Here is an 18,581-nt window from a genome sequence, read left to right as displayed (position 1 = left end):
CGGTCACCAGGCCCAGGAACTCAGCTCGTCGCTGTCAGCCGTTCCCGGATGCGTTCGACCGCCTGGTCCGGGACGCCGAGCCCCTCGCGCACGTACCTCTCCATCGTGCCGTGTCGGGCAGCGACCGTGTCCAGCGCCGCCGCCAGATACTCCGGGAACACGCCGATCATCGCGAGGGCGGTCTCCGGGTCGCCGCCCTGTGCGATGAAACCCTCGACGAGCGACGCGAAGGCCTGCCGTACCGCAGGATTGACCGAGAGGTACTCCGCCTCGACGGTCTCCGGCGTCGCGCCGAGGAGCGTGAGCAGGATCGTCGCTGCCCAGCCGGTGCGGTCCTTGCCCGCCGTGCAGTGGAAGAGCAGCGGTCCCGCGCCGGGCTCGGCGAGTTCGCTGAGGAAGGCGCCGTAGGCGTGCCGCGCGGAGTCGCTGATGACGAAGGCACGGTAGGCGTGCGCGAAGAGCGTCTGCGCCCCGCCGCCGCCCAACTCCCGCTCGGCGACGGCCGGATCGCTCAGCACCTGTTTCAGCTGGGCCGCGACCGGCAGCCGGCCGAAGGCCACCTGGTCGGCGAAGACATCGGCGAGCAGCAGCCGCCCGCCCCCGGGGACGTGGTCGGGGCGGGCGTGGCGCTCCGTCTCGGTGCGGAAGTCGACGACCGTACGGATCCCCAGCGCGGCGACGACCGGATCGGCGGCGGCGTCGAACCGGTCGAGCATCCCGGAGCGGAAGACAAGACCGGGGCGTACGGAACGGCCGCCGGGCAGCGCAATGGAGCCGAGGTCGCGGAGGTTGGCGACGGTGTGGGCGGGGATCGCGGTCATGGCGGAAAGGCTCCCTGACTGATCGTGCGGTCGATATCTACCGATTGGTAGTGTTTTGTGCGGAACGGTAGTCGACGGTCACGCCACCGGCGCGGCACCGGCTGTGCCGGTGCCGCGGGCAGCGGATCATCCCGCCGTGACCGACCAGCCGCTGAAGTGCACCGTGCCCCTGGCCCCGCTGCCCCCGCTGGTCGCGCTCATGAAGAGCCCCACGTCCTGGACGGCGGCGGACCCCGGCACGGAGACGGTGGCGACCGTGCGCCAGGTGGCACCGCCGTCCGTGGAGCAGGCGCCGGTGAAGGAGGACCCGGCGTTCCGGGTGAGCCGCAGCAGCACCGGGGCCTTGATACCGGTGATGCGCAGGTATGTGTCCAGGGTGCCGTCGGCGTTCGTGTCGTACGACAGCACGATGCCCTGGCCGGGGGTCGCGGCCAGATTCAGGAACCCGGCGTCCCCCGGCTTCGCCAGGCTGTTGCGTACGACAATGCCGGACCGGGCCCAACTGCTGGTGTTCTCCTGGGAGTCCACCCGCAGGACGACGCTCACACCCTCCGTCAGCGCGCCTTCCCGGTAGGCGGTGCCGAACTGTGTGGTTCCCCTCCACAGGTCGTTGCCCGCGCCATTGATCGCGTAGCGGTCGCCGACCTGCCCGAAGACGGCCGCGTTGCTGGTGAAGGTGCGCCACTCGGGATCCAGCGGCGCCGCCAGCTGCAGCTTGCCCTTCTGCGTGACAGCCACCCGCTCCTCGCCGCGCGGTCCGTACTGCGCGCGCAGCTCGTAGTCCATGGCGACCAGCGGCTCGGTGAGCGGTTCGGGGGGCGCCGTCACCCGCCAGGAGACCGTGCTGGCGCCGCCGGCCGGCACGCTCTTCAGGAAGGTCGGGCCCTGCGGCTCGGCGGCCGGGCCGGTCAGGGCCAGGTCGACGCGACCTGTGGAGCGCAGACCGTTGAAGTTGCGGAAGGTGGCGGCGACGGTGCCTGTGCTGCCGGGGGTGAAGGCCGGCGGGTCCGCGGTGACGGAGACGAAGCCCTGGTACGGGGCGGTGGCGAGGGTGTCGTACACGCGTTGGGCGGTGCGGTACGCGTCACCCGTCGGCCGCACCGGATAGGCGCGCCGGTCCTTCGTCCACGCCTCCTCCGCCGGATACCAGTCGAAGGACCTGGGTGCGCGGCCCTCGGCCATCGCCGCGGCCTGCTCCTGAAGATACGCCTCCCACTGCGGCACATGGACGTCGTTGATCAGTCCGTGCCAGTCCCGGTTGGCGTAGTTGCTGAGCTGGTTGGCGGCGGCCCGGTCCGCCCAGGTGGTGAGCAGCACACGGGCGGTGCGCTCCAGCTCCACCGCCTCGGCCGGACCGGTGGCCAGCCGCTTGGCATCCTCCAGCCAGGGACCGAGCAGGAACGAGCGATGGCAGCCGGCCATGGTGTCGCTCAGCCGCATCAGCTTCAGCCAGAGCGCGGACAGGGCACGGAAGGTGTCCACATCCTTGTCCAGGTAGGCGGCGCGCAGCGGGAGCTGGAGCGTGCGCGAGCGGTTGGCGAGCGCCTGGCGGGCCAGATCGGTCACGTCGTGGCGGTACGCGTCACAGTCGCGCAGCGCATGCCGTACGTCCAGCAGCGCGGCGAAGGCCCGGTCGAACCCGGCCGGGTCGAAGGCCGTGCCGATGGAGGAGGTCATGCTCGGTCGGCGGCAGAACAGCGAGTCGTACGGGCGGCCGTCGGTGCTGGTCAACCTGTACGCGGTCGCGGCGAGCGCGGCGAAGGCGGTGCGCGCGGAGCGGTCCTCGCCGCCGTAGCGGACATCGGCGTACTGCTCGAACCACGCGTCCCGGTCGATCTGCCCCTCGCGCCAGGCGAGCTCGCTGAACAGCTCCAGGGCTGCGGGATCGCGCTCGGCGGCCTCCGGCATGTACGCCGTGCCGGCCAGCGCGCTGCCAGGCTTGTCGCGCCAGGCGGTGAACTTCGCGGTCCACCGGTCGGTGTTCGCGCCGATCGTCGTACGGCCGCCGAAGTTGGGGATGGTGCCGAAGGCGTACGGCGCACCGCCCCACTCCGTCTCCCGGTCGGTGACCGTGTCCAGGTCGGAGAGACCGTCGACGATCATCACCCGGTCGGTGTCGATCGCGCCGAGCAGCGCGGGCCGCGGGTTGGACTGCCAGCCGAGGATCACCCAGGTCGCGCCGGGACGTGCGGTCTGCAGGGACTTCTCGACGGCGCGGGCGGCGTCGGCCACCGGGACGTCCCCGGAGGTGCCGCCCTCGTGCAGCAGATCCATCTTGAAGTGGCCGACCTCGCCGAAGAGTTCCGCCTGGTGCCGGTAGAAGGCCGCGGCGACGTCGCCGAAGCTCGAAGTTCGCGGGTCGAGCCAGTCGGGGCGGCGCTTGCCGTTCCAGGTGCCCTGCGGGATGACGCGGGCGCCGGCGTTGCGGGCGACGAAGCCGTCCGGGACCGTCCCGAAGTAGCCGGGCAGGACCGGGTGCATACCGAGCTCACGCATCCGGTCGGCGATCTGTCTGCCGAGGCCGGCGCGTCTCTCGATGAGTTCGGGGCTGAGCGGGCCGCCGTACTCGCTCATGTTCTGCAGCAGCCACCACGGCTGGTGGGAGGGTGCGGGGAGCCAGCTGCGGGCCTCCGTGTCGGTGTACCCGAAGTCCTGCAGGAGCCGGTGGTAGACGGCCTCCTGGCCGGGGGTCACCAGCACCTCGTTGCAGCCGTGCAGGGCGAGGACGTCGAGCAGCCGCTCCCAGCGCGCCCAGTCGGCGTACGGGGCGGTGTAGCCGTCGTGCGTGTCGTTGAACGCGAACCGGTGCGGGACGGTCGCCGAACGCTCGAGCGCGTCACGGGGCGCGGGCAGCAGTCCGGGCAGATCGAGCTGGCTGCCGGACCACGAGATGTGCGCCCGGCAGACGTATTTGAGGTACCAGTGGACTCCGGTGAGCAGCACGGCCGGACTGGTGCCCGCGACCTCGATACGGCCGGTGGAACCGGTGACCCGGAAGCGCTCGGGGCCTTCGAGGACCCGCAGCCGGAACTGGCCGGCATGGCGGGGAAGCAGCCGCTGGAGTGAGTCCTGCGCGGGTGTCGTGGAGAACACTTCCGCCGCGGCCGGGGCAGCGGCTCCGGCCGCTCCGGCCGCTTCGGCGGCGGACGCGGGAGTGTGCCCGGTTAACGCCGCGCCGATGCCGATCGCTCCGGCGGTGCCCAGCAGAGTACGTCTCGACAGCTCGTTCATCAGCGCTCCTTACATGTTGTTCAAGTGACAACAGGTGCGTGCGTGTCGCGCAGGTTACCCGTCGTTCGGCTACCCGACAGGAGTGCGAGAGGGCACGATGGCCGGATGAGTACGAGTACGAACACCGGCGCGAGGCGTACGGCCCGGACAGCACTGGCAGTTCTGGTGCTGACCCTTGCCGCGGCCTGCGGAGCGGGCGATGACGGCGATGGGCGTGGCGGCGGCGAGAAGAGTCCTGAGCCGCCGAAGACAGCGACGGGCAGCCTGGAGCAGCTGGCGGCGAAGGCCGAGTGCAAGCCGAACATCCAGACGAATGCGGCCGAGCTGCGGCAGGCCAACTGCACCACGGGTGACGGCAAGTATGTGCTGGCCACCTTTGCCACCGACCGCGGCCAGCGTGAATGGATCAACGAGGCCAACGACTACGGCGGCTCATATCTCGTCGGCAGAAAGTGGGTCGCGGTCGGCGACGCGAAGGTGGTCACAGCCCTGCGCGGCCGGCTCGGTGGCTCGGTGGAGACCGGCGCTCAGCACCACTCCGGGAGCAGCGGTGGCACCGGGGAGAGCGCGGGGGGCCACTCGGGGCACCACGGGAGCTGACCGCGCAAGTACGGGGTGGGGGGCTGGTCACAGCGGAGCGGCCCCCCACCCTGGGGAGCCGCTCCAGCCTTCCGAGTCAGTGGATCATGTGCACTTCTGGCCGCTGTTGATGCAGTTCACCACCTTGTTCATCAGGTTCTCGTCGAAGACGTTGATGAAGTCACCGTGGTCGGTGACCGGCTTGTGCAGCTGCTCCGGGAAGGAGTCGACCGCGAAGCCGGGGCCCGGCGGGACGTTGTACACGATCCGCTGCACCAGCTGCGGGATCGCCTTGAATCCGTTTCCGCAGTTGCCGTTGGCGTCCGCGAACGCCACATGGGTGCGGTGATTCGCACTGTCGGTGTTCTGGCCGTCCCAGCAGCTCTGGAACTTGAAGGAGCGCACTACCTGGCTGCCTCGGGGGCAGATCGGGTACTTGTCCTTCAGCTGACGGTCCTCGAATCCGGTGCAGCTCCAGGAGGCATTGGCGTTCGCATCGCCGTTGGTGAATGCCTTGGCGTCACCGGTGATGATCCGCAGGAAACGAGGCATTGCGGTGACCTTGCTCGCCGGATTGCCGACGAAATTCAGCGTGACCTGGGACGGAGTCTGGATCTCTCCGACGTTCTGGTCCTTGCCGCCGCCGTCCGCCTGGGCGTCGTTCTCGTTCTGCCCGTTCTGCAGTCGCAGTACAGGCCAGTAGTACGTGGACTTGTCGCCCTGGTTCTGACAGCTGGTGTCACCGTTTGCCAGATCGTCGTCACTGGCGAACGCGTCGTTGGCCTGGTTGCCGACGTAATCGTGCATATGGTGCGCGCCATTGCTCACACCAGGGGCGACGATGACATTGTCCGGATTGAACTTGCCGTTCTCGTTCTTTCCGCACTCCGTGACAAAGGTTCCCTTGGAGCCGCGGCGGCGCTGCTGGGGCTGGGCGACGTTCGGCTGGACGGACTGGATGTCTACGAAGTCGGAGGCTTCGGGGCCATTGCCCTGTCCGCCGCCGTTGCCCTGGCCATTGCCCTGACCCTGGCCCTGACCCTGGCCATTGCCCTGACCGTCGTCCTGGCCGCCATTCTGGTCACCATTCTGACCACCGTTCTGGTCGGCGCCGTCCTTCCCGTTGTTGTTCGCGCCGTTCTGGTCGGCGCCGTTGGCGTCACCCTGGCCGTCGTTCTGGCCGTCGTTCTGGGCGTTGCCGTCGTCGGCCTGCAGCGAGCAATCGGCGAGGTCCTGCATGCCCTGTGGACGCTGACCGTTCCGACCGATGGCCGTGGCAATCCGGTCGATGCTGGCCCGCCGTTTGTCCCTGAGCGGATTCAGGATGGCGTTCTTGCCCCATTGAGGATCGCTCTGGACCTGCTGCTTCTGGTCGGCGAACCTCTTGTACGCGTCGGTGATCTGGCTGTCCATCTTGGCGAGCTCACCGTTGACTTCCTGGCGCGCCTGAGGCGGCACGTCCGGGAGGCCGTTCGCGACCTCGGGGCAGTCGATGGTCGACACCTGCTGCCCGGCGGCCTTCTTCGTCCAATTGGAGCCTTGACCGGAATGGCTTTCGCCCGCGGATGCATACACATTGACCGCGACCAGCCCACCCCCGCCCAGGATCAATGCGGCGGAGGCGACGATCGCCCGGTTCGCCAGTGTCGAGCGTTTTCTCGTTGCGTGTCCCATGGAACTCCTCTGCTTCGTCGCCGGGTGTGGGTTAGGGGGGTCCCGGCTGAGGGAGAAGCGCGACCTTCCATACGGGTGTGGCTCATGGGGTGTTCAAGCCGAGTGGGTTCGGAGCGGGAATTCGTAGAATTCTCCATCTGCAAAACCGACGTATTGCGCTGAAGTCGGACGCGCCCGCGGATGGCAGGATGGGGCCCATGACCGAGATCCAGACTCCCCGACTCCTCCTCCGCCGCTGGCACGAGGACGACCTTGTCCCGATGGCCGAGATCAACGCGGACCCGGAGGTCATGCAGTGGATCGGCGACGGCTCGGTCCGCGATCTCGAACAGACCGCGGAGGACATCGAGCGATGGGAGGAGGAGTGGGACGAGGAGGGCTTCGGCCTCTTCGCCGTCGAACTCCTCGCCTCGGGCGAACTGGCAGGCTTCGTGGGCCTGTCGGTCCCCGTGTTCCTGCCCGAGGTGCTGCCCGCCGTGGAGATCGGATGGCGGCTCGGCCGGCAGTTCTGGGGCCAGGGGTACGCCTCCGAAGCCGCCCACGCCGCACTGGAGTTCGCGCTCCAGGACCGCGGCCTGGACCGCGTGATCAGCATCGCGCGGACCGGCCACGAGGCCTCCGAGAATGTGATGCGCAAGCTCGGCATGGAGCTGGAGCGACAGACGACGCACCCGGTGTACGGCTTGCCGCTGAGCGTCTATGCGATCGACCTCACGCAGTACGAGGCCTGACGCGTCGGCCGGCTCGTCCTCGATCGCCGGACCGGCTTGATTTCCAAGCCCGTCCGGCGATCGAGGACAGAACAGCCCTGGACAGTCCTAGCCGCGGTCCAGGTACGCCAGCACCGCCAGCACCCGGCGGTTGTCGTCGTCCGACACCGGCAGATTCAGCTTCCCGAAGATGTTCGACGTGTGCTTGGCCACCGCCCGCTCCGTGACCACCAGCTGCCCGGCGATCGCGGTATTGGAACGGCCCTGCGCCATCAGCTCCATGACCTCCAGCTCGCGCGGGGTCAGTCCGCCCATCGGCTTGTCCTGAGCCCGCCGCGACAGCAGCTGCGAGATCACCTGCGGATCCATCGCCGTACCACCGGCAGCCACCCGCCGTACCGCGTCGATGAACTGCTCCGCGTCGAAGACCCGGTCCTTGAGGAGATAGCCGACCCCGCCGTTCCCGTCGGCCAGCAGCTCACGCGCGTACAACTGCTCCACATGCTGCGAGAGAACGAGCACCGGCAGCCCGGGTCTGGCCTGCCGCGCCGCCAGGGCGCACTGCAGTCCCTCGTCCGTGTGCGACGGCGGAAGCCGGACATCGACGACGGCGACGTCCGGTTCCAACTCGGCGAGTGCCTTGGTGAGTTCGGGTCCACTCTCCACGGCGGCCAGGATCTCGAAGTCGTACGCCTCGAGCATGCGGACCAAGCCGTCACGCAGCAGGAACAGATCTTCGGCTAGGACAACTCGCAAGGGATCTCCATGGTGACCATGGTGGGACCGCCCACGGGACTGCTGACGGCCAGGACGCCGTCGAATGTACCGAGTCGGCGTTCGATACCGCTCAGTCCGGAGCCGGTTCCGATCACCGCGCCGCCCTTGCCGTTGTCCGTGACCGCGATACGCAGGAAGCCGCCCGAGTGGGTGACGTCGACCCAGAACCGGTCCGCGCCGGAGTGCTTGACCGCGTTGGTGAACACCTCGCTGACCGCGAAGTACGCCGCCGACTCGACGGGCGCGTCCGCGCGGCCGGACAGCTCCACGTCCACCTCGGTGCCGACCGGCAGCCGCAGTGCCAGCGCCTTGACCGCGTCGCCGAGGCCGCGCTCCGCCAGCACCGGCGGGTGAATGCCGCGGACCAGGTCGCGCAGCTCGGTCAGCGCCTCGGCGGAGGACTCGCGGGCCTTGGAGATGAGCTCCTTGGCCTGCGCCGGGTCCTTCTCGATGAGCGCTTCGATGGTGCCCAGGTTCATGCCCATGGCGACCAGCCGGGCCTGTGCTCCGTCGTGCAGATCCCGCTCGATACGGCGGAGTTCGGCTGCCGAGGTGTCCAGGGCGTCGTGCCGGGTCTCGGTGAGCCGGTCGATGCGCTGCTCCAGCTCGAGGTCGTGGTTCGGGGCGAGCATCGCGCGGCTGAGCCTGAAGTGGGTGCGGATCAAAAGCTGGTTGGCGTTCATGGCGACGGTCAGCCAGACCAGTCCGAGCAGTGCGGCAAGACCTGCCGTGCCCCATCCGTCGACCGGGACGAAGGAATACCAGTACGTGCCGTCCGCCTCGACGATCGGCTGCCACAGACCGGCGAGGAGCAGCAGACCGAAGATGCCTTCCAGCACCAGCGACGGCGGGAGGATCGCGACGATGGCCCCCGCCGTCATGTCCACCAGCAGCCACTGCATATCGCGCCAGGTCGCCGGGTCCTTCAACATCAGTGTGCAGCGCTCCACCTGGCCGGTGATGCCGGTGCGCATATCGCGGGGGAGGGGGCGGTACGGGAGCGGGATGCGTATCGAGGACCACTGGGCCGCCAGCAGCCGCCGCCTGTTGGCGTGGGCCCGCACCAGGTGCAGCAGGGCGGGTGTGGTGAAGACACCCACACCGATCGGTATGAGGGCCATGGAGACCACCGCCAGGCAGAAGACTGTGACCGAGCCCACCAGCGCCATGAGTGCCAGCGCAAGCCCTCGTGCGCCGGCCACCACCGCGTCGCGTGCCTTCGTCGCGTTCATCGGATCCCCCTCGTTGTTCGGTCTCGGGCACCAGTGTCGCCGGTGCCCGCTGTCACGGCACTGGGCCCGGACACCAGCTGGGGGTGTACCTGGCACCACCCTTCTGAGCTCGCCTTTCGTCTCCGCGGCAGGGGGCCTTGACGGCTGGGACGCGAGGCCGCGGATTTCTAGCGTCGTACTCGACTTATTCGGCGCTTACCTCTGGGGGCGAAACGCCATGCGGCGTAACCTCGCGGCACGTATCGGTGTGTGGAGCGCACACCACCGCAAAACGGCGATCATCGGCTGGCTGCTTTTCGTCGTCCTGGCCACGGTGGTCGGCGGGGCATCGGGAATGGTCGAGATGTCCGAGTCCGAGCAGGGTACGGGCGACTCCGCGCGGGCCCAGAAGATCCTCGACGACGCCGGCCTGGATCAGCCGGCCGGCGAGCTCGTCCTGGTCAGCAGCAAGACGGCCGGCGGCTGGAAGGACGCGGCGCGCGAGCTGGCCGTGGCCATCGACAAGACGGGCGAGGCACAGAAGGTCGAGGCGCCGCTCGCCTCCAAGAACGGCAGGGAAGCGCTGATCCGCTTCCAGATCAAGGGCGATTCGAAGACGGCGGCGGACCGGGTGCAGCCCGTGCTCGACGTCGTACGGGACACCAGCAAGGTCCAACAGGACGTCGAGATATATCAGTTCGGGCAGGCCAGCTCGGAGAAATGGCTCGGCGACCTGCTCTCCGAGGACTTCCAGAAGGCCGAGTTCACCGCCGTACCGCTGGCGCTCGGCATTCTGCTGGTCGCCTTCGGGGCCGTTGTCGCGGCGCTGCTCCCGGTCGGTCTCGCGCTGACGGCGTGCATGGCCGCCTTCGGACTGCTCTCGCTGGCCAGCCATCAGCTGCACCTCTTCCAGACCACATACTCCGTGATGTTCCTGATGGGACTCGCGGTCGGCGTCGACTACTGCCTGTTCTATCTGCGGCGCGAGCGTGACGAGCGGGCCGCCGGGCACGATGCCGAGACCGCGCTGCGGATCGCTGCCGCGACCAGCGGGCGGGCCGTTCTCGTCTCCGGTGTGACCGTGATGTTGGCGATGGCCGGGATGTTCCTGTCCGGGCTGATGCTCTTCAAGGGCTTCGCGCTGGCCACGATCCTCGTCGTCCTCATCGCGATGCTCGGCTCGGTGACGGTGCTGCCGGCGCTGCTGGCCGGGCTGGGGGACCGGATCGACGCGGGACGGATTCCCTTCCTGAACCGGCGTGGCAAGAAGGGCGCGCACGAGAGCGGCGCGGTGGCGGGCGCGGTGCTCAGGCCCGTACTCGCCAGGCCGAAGCTGTTCGCGTTCGGTGCGGTCGCCGTGCTGTTGGTACTCGCGGCGCCCGCGGTGGGCATGAAGACCGAACAGCTCGGGATGGAGAAGCAGTTCGGCTCCGACGCCGCGCTGTCCGTCGCGTACAAGAAGATCACCGAGGCATTCCCGGGCGGTCCGGAGCCGGCGCGGGTGGTCGTGAAGGCCGACGACATCGACTCGGAGCGGATGCGGGGCGCGCTCGCGAAGTTCGACGCGAAGTTCGACAAGGTGACCGTGCACAAGGCGCAGAACGTCGCGGAGATCGAGGTGGCGCTGGCCGGCAACGGCAGCGACGCCCGCTCCCGGGAAGCGCTCGCGGACCTGCGCGAGAAGCGGGTGCCGGCGGCGTTCGCCGGGACCGGGGCGCAGGTGTATGTGGGCGGTGAACTTGCGGGGTCCGTCGACTTCAACGACCAGCTGAAGCGCGGCATCGTGCCGGTCTTCGTGTTCATCACGGCGGTGACGTTCCTGCTGATGCTGTTCTGCTTCCGGTCGTATGTCATCGCGGTGACGTCGATCCTGCTCAACCTGCTGTCGGTGGCGGCCGCGTACGGCGTCATGGTCGCCGTCTTCCAGCACGGCTGGGGGGCGTCGGCGCTCGGTACGGAGCCGGTGGGCGCGATCGAGGGCTGGCTGCCGCTGTTCGTCCTGGTGGTGCTGTTCGGTCTGTCGATGGACTACCACGTCTTCGTGGTGTCGCGGATCCGCGAGGCGCGTGACCGCGGGAGGGACACCCGCGCGGCGATCAACGAGGGCATCCGCCGCACGGCGGGCGCGGTGACGGGCGCGGCGGCGATCATGGTCGCGGTGTTCGCGGTCTTCGGGACGCTGTCCATGCAGGACATGCAGCAGATGGGCGTGGGCCTCGCGGTGGCGGTGCTGCTGGACGCGACGATCGTACGGATGGTCCTGCTGCCGTCGGTGATGGCGCTGCTGGGCGAGCGGAACTGGCGCACGCCGAGGGGCCTGAGGTGGCTGCCGCACCTGGAGCACGGCGAGTCGGACGTACGGCCGACGCCGCCGGGCGACCGTCAGGCGTCCCCGGTGCCGGCGGACCTGTGGAGGACTCGCACCTGGCCCGGGGCTCCGCCCCGGACCCGGTACGCCCGCACATCAAGCCCCGCCGGCGATTGAGGCGCGGGGTCCGGGGCCGGAGCCCCCCACGCGGCGCCGACGCACATCGGCGCAGCGGGAAGCGGGGGTAGGGAACACGCCCGCCTCGGGCGACCCGTTCACACGCCGAGCAACTTCGCCTCCAGCGCCGGGTCCAGGCCAACCGGCACGCGGTCCGGCCGTTGGGGTGCGGGGCCGCCCAGGGACTGGAGCCAAGCCCACGTGTCCGTCACCGTCGCGCCGACCGGGCGGCAACTCAGGCCCACGGCAAGCGCCTTGGCGACGTTCACTCCATGGATCGCGCGGTGGAGCTCCGGCTGCTGCTCCCGCGGGATCCAGATCGGGAGGTCCGTCCAGGGCTCGATGCCTGCCGCCAGGATCGCCTCCGGTGGCGTCCAGCGCAGTTCCGCGTCCGAGCCGGTGGCTCGCGCACACGCCTCCAGCAGTTCGCCGATCGTCGTGTGGCCCTGCTCGCTCACCAGGTTGTACGGGCCGCTCAGGCCCCGTACCGCCGCATCAAGCATCCACTCCGCGAGGTCGCGTACGTCGATGTACTGCAGCGGGGTGTCCCGCGGACCCGGCGCCAGCACCGGGCCGCCGCGGGCCATCCGCCGCAGCCACCACGGCAGTCGGCCGATGTTCTCCCACGGACCGATGATCAGCCCCACCCGCACCAGCAGCGAACGCTCCTCACCGAACGCGTCCAGCACTGCCAGCTCCCCGCCCCGCTTGGCCTCCGCGTAAGGGACTTCGACCGCGTCGGGCGAGGCCTCCACCACCGGGCAGTTTTCGTCGTTGCCGGCCGATGGCGGCCAGGCATACACCGAGCAGCTCGATACATAGACATAGCGGCCGATGCGACCCGCCAGCAGCCGGGCCGCATCCCGTACGACCGACGGCGTGGCCGACCAGGTGTCGACGACCACGTCCCACTCGCCGTCCGCGAGCGCCGCAAGCCCGTTCGGCGCGGTGCGGTCGCCGAGCAGCGAGGTGACACCGGCCGGTGCTTCGTGCCGCCCGCGATGGAAGACCGTCACCTCCCAGCCGCGCGCAAGGGCCGACTCGACCACGGCACGGCCCGCGAACTCCGTGCCTCCCAGAATCAGAAGTCTCATACCCGAGACTCTGCCTGCTGGGCCGTTCCGGACGAAAACGATTCTGCTGACAGGGAAGCGAAGCGCGGGCTCCTCCCGAACCCCGGCCCCGGGACGGCGGCATGTGCGGACTCTGTCGCCGATGCGCGCCTTCGGGCCGCGCTGTCCGGACGATCAAGTCCCAAGTGGGCGTGTACATAAGGCGGCGGTCTCGTTGATCTGTGTGTGACGACAGACCTCGAGGCTCTCGCGTCCGTGTACAACACGTGACACACACAAAATCGACACACTATGACATTCACCAATGAAACGTTCGCGCTTCGGTAGTCTCGTGGTTGCGCCCCGTTACGAGTGTTCTGGGGCACGTGTCTTGTCAATCCGGCGGCAACCGCCGCGCCTTTCCACGTCTCAGGGGACCCGTTGTCAACTTTCGCTGTGCCTATCGCCGGGGGCCGTGCGCTGCCGGTCTGGCCTCAGTCATCCTCCGAAGACAGAACTGCCACTGCCCCCGAGCCGGTCGACCGGAGACCGGTGGCGATCGTAGGTATGGGATACGTGGGACTCCCCACGGCTCTCGCATTGCTCGCCTCGGGGAATGAGGTCATCGGACTCGACGCGAGTCAGCAGCGGATCGACGACATCCGCGCCAGCCGAGTCGACCTGGTTTCCGACGACCACGAGCGGCTGCGGAGGTTCGCAGGGAGTGACACGTGCACCCTGACCACCGATCCGGAGCGGCTCGCGGCCGCGGGTACCGTCGTGATCTGCGTACCCACTCCGGTGGACGAGCATCTCGTACCGGACCTGAGCGCACTCTCCGCCGCCTGCGCCACCGTGGTGGAACACGCGGTACCCGGCCAGACCATCGTGCTGACCTCGACCAGCTACGTCGGCACCACCCGCGACCTGCTCCTGCGGCCGCTGGCTGACCGGGACATGCACGCCGGGCGTGACGTGTTCGTCGCGTTCTCCCCGGAGCGGATCGACCCGGGCAACACGGTCCACCCACAGAACGCCACGCCGCGCGTCGTGGGCGGCGAGACCGAGGAGTGCACCCGCCGTGCGGTCGCCGTTCTCAAGGGCTCCGCGCCGGAGGTCCATCAGGTGGGCTCCCCGGAAGCCGCCGAGATGTGCAAGCTCCTCGAGAACACCTTCCGTGCCGTCAACATCGCGCTGGCCAACGAGTTCGCCACAGCCTGCGGGCATCTGGGGCTCGAGGTCACGGAGGTGATCGACGCCGCCGCGACGAAGCCCTACGGGTTCATGCCGTTCCGCCCGGGGCCGGGGGTGGGTGGCCACTGCATTCCCTGCGACCCGCACTACCTGCTCTGGCAACTGCGTCGGCAGCGCGTCGCCCTGCCGCTCATCGACACAGCGATGACCGCGATCGCCACCAGGCCCCGGACGGTCGTACGCCGGGCTCGCGAACTCCTCGCGGACCGCGGTGTGCCGCTCAGTCGTGCCCGTGTTCTGGTCCTCGGCGTCAGCTACAAGCCGGATGTGGACGACCTGCGGGAGTCCCCGGCGCTGGAGATCCTCGCCGAGTTGACCCAGGCAGGCGCGGTGGTCTCGTACACCGACCCGAGGGTGACGGAACTGGCCGTCGCCGGGAAGCGGATGGAGAGCGAGGCGAAGCCGCAGGCCCAGATCTGGGACCTGGTGGTGGTCCACACCGTCCATCGGGGCCAGGATCTGGACTGGCTCGAGGGGCAGCCACTCGTCCTGGACGCCACCTACCGCCTGGACGCGGTAAAGGGCCGGACGGTGGTGTGATGACGGTCCAAGCCACCGGCTACAGCACGACCCAGGCCCCGGCCCAGACCCAGGCCCAGCCCCCGGCCCAGGCCCAGACCCAAGCCCCGGCCCCGCCCGGGTCGCAGGATCAGGCCCGAGCGCTCTCGCCGTCCCCTCCGGGGCAGTCCCGGCGCCCGGTCCTCGGACGCCTGAACCACGCGCCGCCCCCGCCGAAGCGGCGGCATCGGCGCCCGGCCCTCGGACGCCTGAACCGGCTCGATCCCGTACTGCGGCAGGCCGTACGGCGGTTGATCACCCTGCTGCTTCTGCTGCCGCTCCTGCTGCTCCTGGCCCGGAGCGCCCCCGAACTCCTCCGGTCCCCCTTCCTGCTCGGCTATGGCTTCCTGGTGCTGTTGGGGGCGATCGCCATCTTCTACGTCGCCTACGCCCAGTACGACGACCCCGCAGTACGCCAGTTGCGCAGGCGGCCCCGCAACCTCTCCCAGTTCACGCCCCTGCCGACGCTGCCCCGGGTGAGCTTCCTGCTGGCGGTCAAGGACGAGGCCGAGTGCATCGAGGCGTGCGTGCGCTCGATGGTCGCCAGCGACTATCCGGATCTGCAGATCGTGGTGGTGGACGATGGCTCCAGCGACGGCACCCGGGAGATTCTGGCGTCCCTCGCTACCGAACTCGCCATCACCGTACTTCCGTTGGAACGGAACGTGGGCAAGAAGCACGCTCTGGTGCGGGCCGCCGAGCTCGCCGACGGCGATGTGATCGCCTTCACCGACTCCGACTGCGTGCTGGCCGAGGACGCGCTCACCCGCTGCGTCACCGCGCTGCTGCGCCACCCGGAACTCGGCGCGGTCAGCGGGCACGCGCGAGCGCTCAACGCCGACGAGAGCCTCCTCTCCCGGATCCAGGACGTCTGGTACGAGGGCCAGTTCCGGGTGTCCAAGGCCGCCGAGTCCGCGTTCGGCTCCGTGACCTGCGTCTCCGGGCCGCTCGCCGTCTTCCGCCGAGACGCCGTCTACAACTACCTGCCCGCCTGGGCGGGTGACCGCTTCCTCGGCGGCGAGTTCCGCTTCGCCACCGACCGCCAGCTCACCGGATACGTCCTCGGCCAGCAGTGGAAGGGACGGCGGCTGAAGCGCCGGTACGCCGATTCGCCGTTCGTGCAGGAAGCGGACTACCCGGAGCTCCCGTGGCGCGTCGGCTATGTCGAGTCGGCCAAGGTGTGGACCAACGTGCCGACCCGGTTCCGGCCCTTCATGCGCCAGCAGGTCCGGTGGAAGAAGAGCTTCGTCCGCAACCTCTTCTTCACCGGAACATTCATCTGGCGGCGCGGGCTCGGCCCCGCGGCCCTGTACTACCTGCACGCCCTGTGGGTCCTGGCGGCCCCGGTGATGGCGGTGCGCCACCTGGTGTGGGTGCCGTTGCAGGGAACGTACTTGCTCACCCTGCTCTACCTGGCAGGGGTCCTCGTCAAAGGAACCTTCTGGGGCCTCGCGTTCAGGCTCGACAACCCCGGCTCGACCGGATGGCGTTACCGGCCGCTGATGAGCCTCCTCTCGTCCGTGCTGCTGTCGTGGCTGCTGTTCTACTCCGCCGCCACCATCCGGCGCGGTGTGTGGTCGCGGAGCGCGACATGAGGGCCGTCATCCGCGTGTTCACCGTGGCCGTGACCGGCGCGGTCGTCCTCACCCTCTACCTCGTCGTGCTGACTCGCGGAGGAACGGAGACATGGCCCTTTCCCTAGCGCCGCCGGGTAGCCCACCAGCCGGCCGGTCACCGTCGGGGCGCGACATTCCCCCCGCCGCTCCTCCGAGGCGCCGACTGCTGCGCGCCCTGCTGGCCCTGGCCGCCGTCCTGGTGGTGACCGTGCCCTTCGCCGTGGCGTGGCGGCTGCACGAGGCCCGCGAGAGCCTCAGCCCCCAGTACACCACCGCCCCCGCCGGTATCGATGCGCAGACCCTGAACAAGTGGCGGGCGCTCGGGTCCGGCCTGCCCCAGCATGCGGCACCGGTGGTGCTTACGTACCACGACGTCCGGCCCGACAGCGACGGCAACCGCTATGTGGTGACACCCCATCAGTTGGACGCGCAGCTCACCGCATTGCGCGCCGCCGGCTATCAGACGCTGACGGCTGACCAGTTCGTCTCGTATTTCCAGGGCGGAGCAGTGCCCCGCCGGTCGGTCCTGCTCACCTTCGACGACGGAACCGACGGTCTGTGGCGCTACGCGGACCGCATTCTCGAGCGGCACCACCAGCACGCCACGTCGTTCCTGATCTCCGGCCGGGTCGGGAAGCACCGCCCGTACTACCTGTCCTGGGAGGAGGTCGCCCGGATGGCCCGCTCCGGCCGGTGGGACTTCCAAGACCATACGCACGACCTGCACAGTCGCGGAGTCGTCGGCCCGGACGGCCGCAAGGGCTCGTTCCTGACCAACCGGATCTACGACCCCGCCGACGGCGAACTGGAGAGCCTGGCCCACTACCGTGCGCGTGTCCGGAGCGATCTCTCCGCATCACTGCGGGACTTCGCGTCCCACGGCCTCCCCAGGCCGCGGCTGTTCGCGTACCCGTTCTCCGACGCGGACAGCGTCCGGCCGGGCAACGGCACGCCCGGCAAGGCCACGCCCGGCAAGGCCGCGCCCGGCAGTGCCACGACGGTGTACGCGCGCAACCTTCTCCGGCAGCTCTTCGCGGCCACGCTGACCGACAGGACGTTCAGTCCGACGCCGGCCGGCCGGCGCTCCGCGGCGCAGAAGAACATCCAGCGGCTGGAGGTGTTCAGCAGCACGACCCCGGAAGCCCTGCTGCGCGAGGTCGTGTCCCGTACCCCGCTACCGCCCTCCGGCCGACCGCTGGAGCAGCCGCGGCACTGGGCGAAGGTCGACTGGCACCACGCCGAGACCATCGGGTTCCTCACCGGCCGGGGCCCCTATCCGCAAGGCGGCTCGTATGCGTACGTCTCCTACGCCCCGTACGCCACCGCCGACTGGATCGACTACACCGCCTCCACCGACATCAGCGGGCTGAACTCCCGCGGCCCCAGAGGCAACCTGGTCGTCCGGGTCGGGAGCACGTCGGTTCTGGCCATCAGAGTCTCCCGGGACACCGCTCAGATCGCCGCCGCAGGCGATGACGTAGTGCTCGTCAGACGAGATCTCCTACCGTCCGCGCGGCACCACGTGGAGGTGACTGTCAGCGGAACGCGGACTGTCGCTGTGATCGACGGCACCGTCCGACTCTCCGTCGACAGCCCCCCGGGGCCGTCCAGCCGCGGTGGCATCGGCCTGGCGGTGAGCCGAGGCGCCCGGGCCGGCAGCTGGCCTGCCTTCGCCGACCTGCGGGTCACCCCGATCTCCCGTACATCACAGACATCTGCAGGAGGACACCGATGACGGATTCCCCCGGACTCCGCGGCCCGAGCGCCCCGTCCACGTCCCGCCGGGCATGGCTGCGCGGTGCGCTGCTGGGCGGCGCGGCGCTCGCGGTCGCCGCGCCTCCGGTCGGTGCGGCCCTGATGCGCAGGGCCGCGGTTCCGGCGCCGTTCCGTCCGACGTTTCCGAACAGCGGGCTGGTGACCAATGAGTACGCCCACTGGAACCCGACCAAGCCCGGGGCAAAGCTGTCCACCGTCTGGGACATGACCAGCGGCTCCGTCTTCGGCCTCAACGGGGCCGCTTGGTCAGGAGTGCCGGACAGCATCTCCCCGAACGCCGGCTCCACAAACGGCAACAATTCTTGTGTGTTCCGGCTGGCCAGTCAGCGGCACGACTTCCAGAACACCGTCGTCACCCTGCAGATGTGGCTCTCCGCGCTGGTCAGCACGCCCCGTACCCCCGCGCTCAACTGGGACGGGTTGCACATCTGGCTGCGCTATCACGACGAGACGGAGCTCTACGCGGTCAGCGTCGCACGCCGTGACGGGGTCTGCGTCATCAAGCGCAAGAATCCCCCCGGAAATGAGAACGGCGGTACGTACTACCAAATCGGCTCGACCGCCCGGAATACCTTCCCGCGCAACACCTGGGTCAATGTCAGGACCAGTGCCACCACGCTCTCCAACGGCACCGTCCGGCTCACCCTCGATGTCGGCGGGCGGCGGGTCCTGGACGTCGTGGACAGCACTCCCCGAAATCTGCTCCTCGCCGGTGGCGTCGGAGTCCGGGGGGACAACGCCAATTTCCAGTTCAGGAACCTCGTCGCGGTCGCGTCCTAGAACCCCCGCCGTCGCCATCCGCTTCGCCGACCACCTCAGCGGCGCCGAACATCAAGG

13 protein-coding genes are annotated in these 18,581 nt (G+C 69.4%); 7 read left to right on the top strand and 6 right to left on the bottom strand.

Features of this window, described 5'->3' with window-relative positions:
• Positions 1 to 20: 20 nt before the first annotated feature.
• Both OG735_RS12200 and OG735_RS12195 read right to left on the bottom strand, forming a co-directional pair.
• Positions 21 to 821: a tyrosine-protein phosphatase gene (locus OG735_RS12200; protein WP_327323182.1), complete on the bottom strand. Its 801-nt coding sequence runs from the start codon at positions 819 to 821 to the stop codon at positions 21 to 23.
• A gap of 126 nt (positions 822 to 947) precedes the next feature.
• Complete coding sequence (locus OG735_RS12195) at positions 948 to 4,052, bottom strand: alpha-N-acetylglucosaminidase (RefSeq protein ID WP_327323181.1); 3,105 nt, start codon at positions 4,050 to 4,052, stop codon at positions 948 to 950.
• Positions 4,053 to 4,157: 105 nt separating this feature from the next.
• Between OG735_RS12195 and OG735_RS12190 the strand changes: the two genes are divergently transcribed.
• Positions 4,158 to 4,652 (top strand): hypothetical protein, encoded by a 495-nt coding sequence (locus OG735_RS12190; protein ID WP_327323180.1) that lies wholly within the window; start codon positions 4,158 to 4,160, stop codon positions 4,650 to 4,652.
• Positions 4,653 to 4,736: 84 nt separating this feature from the next.
• Here the strand turns inward: OG735_RS12190 and OG735_RS12185 are convergent, their stop codons facing one another.
• A complete protein-coding gene (locus OG735_RS12185; protein ID WP_327323179.1) occupies positions 4,737 to 6,305 on the bottom strand; it encodes a DUF1996 domain-containing protein in 1,569 nt (522 codons plus the stop codon).
• 197 nt (positions 6,306 to 6,502) lie between these two features.
• On the opposite strand from OG735_RS12185, the gene OG735_RS12180 reads away from it, so the two are divergent.
• A complete protein-coding gene (locus OG735_RS12180) occupies positions 6,503 to 7,036 on the top strand; it encodes a GNAT family N-acetyltransferase (protein WP_327323178.1) in 534 nt (177 codons plus the stop codon).
• Between the two features lie 87 nt (positions 7,037 to 7,123).
• Here OG735_RS12180 and OG735_RS12175 read toward each other — a convergent pair whose 3' ends face one another.
• Together OG735_RS12175 and OG735_RS12170 are read right to left on the bottom strand one after the other, a co-directional pair.
• A complete protein-coding gene (locus OG735_RS12175; RefSeq protein ID WP_327323177.1) occupies positions 7,124 to 7,771 on the bottom strand; it encodes a response regulator transcription factor in 648 nt (215 codons plus the stop codon).
• Positions 7,756 to 9,024, bottom strand: coding sequence for a sensor histidine kinase (locus OG735_RS12170; RefSeq protein WP_327323176.1), 1,269 nt, complete (start codon positions 9,022 to 9,024; stop codon positions 7,756 to 7,758). Before OG735_RS12170 ends, OG735_RS12175 begins: the two co-directional genes overlap by 16 nt.
• Positions 9,025 to 9,241: 217 nt before the next feature.
• Between OG735_RS12170 and OG735_RS12165 the strand changes: the two genes are divergently transcribed.
• Entirely contained in the window at positions 9,242 to 11,488 is a 2,247-nt protein-coding gene (locus tag OG735_RS12165; protein WP_327323174.1) for an MMPL family transporter, read from the top strand.
• Positions 11,489 to 11,586: 98 nt separating this feature from the next.
• Here the strand turns inward: OG735_RS12165 and OG735_RS12160 are convergent, their stop codons facing one another.
• On the bottom strand, positions 11,587 to 12,582 hold the full coding sequence (locus tag OG735_RS12160) for an SDR family oxidoreductase (RefSeq protein ID WP_327323173.1): 996 nt from the start codon (positions 12,580 to 12,582) through the stop codon (positions 11,587 to 11,589).
• A 414-nt stretch (positions 12,583 to 12,996) separates the two neighbouring features.
• Here OG735_RS12160 and OG735_RS12155 point away from each other — a divergent pair, with 414 nt between their 5' ends.
• The 4 genes from OG735_RS12155 (at position 12,997) to OG735_RS12140 (ending at position 18,524) form a co-directional block, all read left to right on the top strand.
• Positions 12,997 to 14,334, top strand: a complete 1,338-nt coding sequence (locus OG735_RS12155; protein ID WP_442812410.1) for a nucleotide sugar dehydrogenase — start codon at positions 12,997 to 12,999, stop codon at positions 14,332 to 14,334.
• Positions 14,334 to 15,947 (top strand): glycosyltransferase family 2 protein, encoded by a 1,614-nt coding sequence (locus tag OG735_RS12150; RefSeq protein ID WP_327323171.1) that lies wholly within the window; start codon positions 14,334 to 14,336, stop codon positions 15,945 to 15,947. The genes OG735_RS12155 and OG735_RS12150 overlap by 1 nt, the downstream gene beginning before the upstream one ends.
• Positions 15,948 to 16,038: 91 nt before the next feature.
• The gene (locus tag OG735_RS12145) at positions 16,039 to 17,703 is read left to right on the top strand and encodes a polysaccharide deacetylase family protein (protein WP_327323170.1); all 1,665 of its coding nucleotides are present in this window, start codon (positions 16,039 to 16,041) and stop codon (positions 17,701 to 17,703) included.
• Entirely contained in the window at positions 17,700 to 18,524 is an 825-nt protein-coding gene (locus tag OG735_RS12140) for a hypothetical protein (RefSeq protein ID WP_327323169.1), read from the top strand. Before OG735_RS12145 ends, OG735_RS12140 begins: the two co-directional genes overlap by 4 nt.
• Positions 18,525 to 18,581: the final 57 nt, after the last annotated feature.

The sequence above is a fragment of the Streptomyces sp. NBC_01210 genome (genome assembly GCF_036010325.1).
Lineage (GTDB): Bacteria > Actinomycetota > Actinomycetes > Streptomycetales > Streptomycetaceae > Streptomyces.
This window is presented reverse-complemented; position numbering and strand designations above follow the sequence as displayed.

Bases quoted from the DNA above. Each gene is read 5' to 3' on its own strand.
- OG735_RS12145 (WP_327323170.1), top strand. From the start codon at position 16,039: ATGGCCCTTTCCCTAGCGCCGCCGGGTAGCCCACCAGCCGGCCGGTCA.
- OG735_RS12180 (WP_327323178.1), top strand. From the start codon at position 6,503: ATGACCGAGATCCAGACTCCCCGACTCCTCCTCCGCCGCTGGCACGAG.
- OG735_RS12190 (WP_327323180.1), top strand. From the start codon at position 4,158: ATGAGTACGAGTACGAACACCGGCGCGAGGCGTACGGCCCGGACAGCA.
- OG735_RS12150 (WP_327323171.1), top strand. From the start codon at position 14,334: ATGACGGTCCAAGCCACCGGCTACAGCACGACCCAGGCCCCGGCCCAG.
- OG735_RS12140 (WP_327323169.1), top strand. From the start codon at position 17,700: ATGACGGATTCCCCCGGACTCCGCGGCCCGAGCGCCCCGTCCACGTCC.
- OG735_RS12165 (WP_327323174.1), top strand. From the start codon at position 9,242: ATGCGGCGTAACCTCGCGGCACGTATCGGTGTGTGGAGCGCACACCAC.
- OG735_RS12195 (WP_327323181.1), bottom strand. From the start codon at position 4,052: ATGAACGAGCTGTCGAGACGTACTCTGCTGGGCACCGCCGGAGCGATC.
- OG735_RS12200 (WP_327323182.1), bottom strand. From the start codon at position 821: ATGACCGCGATCCCCGCCCACACCGTCGCCAACCTCCGCGACCTCGGC.
- OG735_RS12160 (WP_327323173.1), bottom strand. From the start codon at position 12,582: ATGAGACTTCTGATTCTGGGAGGCACGGAGTTCGCGGGCCGTGCCGTG.
- OG735_RS12185 (WP_327323179.1), bottom strand. From the start codon at position 6,305: ATGGGACACGCAACGAGAAAACGCTCGACACTGGCGAACCGGGCGATC.
- OG735_RS12170 (WP_327323176.1), bottom strand. From the start codon at position 9,024: ATGAACGCGACGAAGGCACGCGACGCGGTGGTGGCCGGCGCACGAGGG.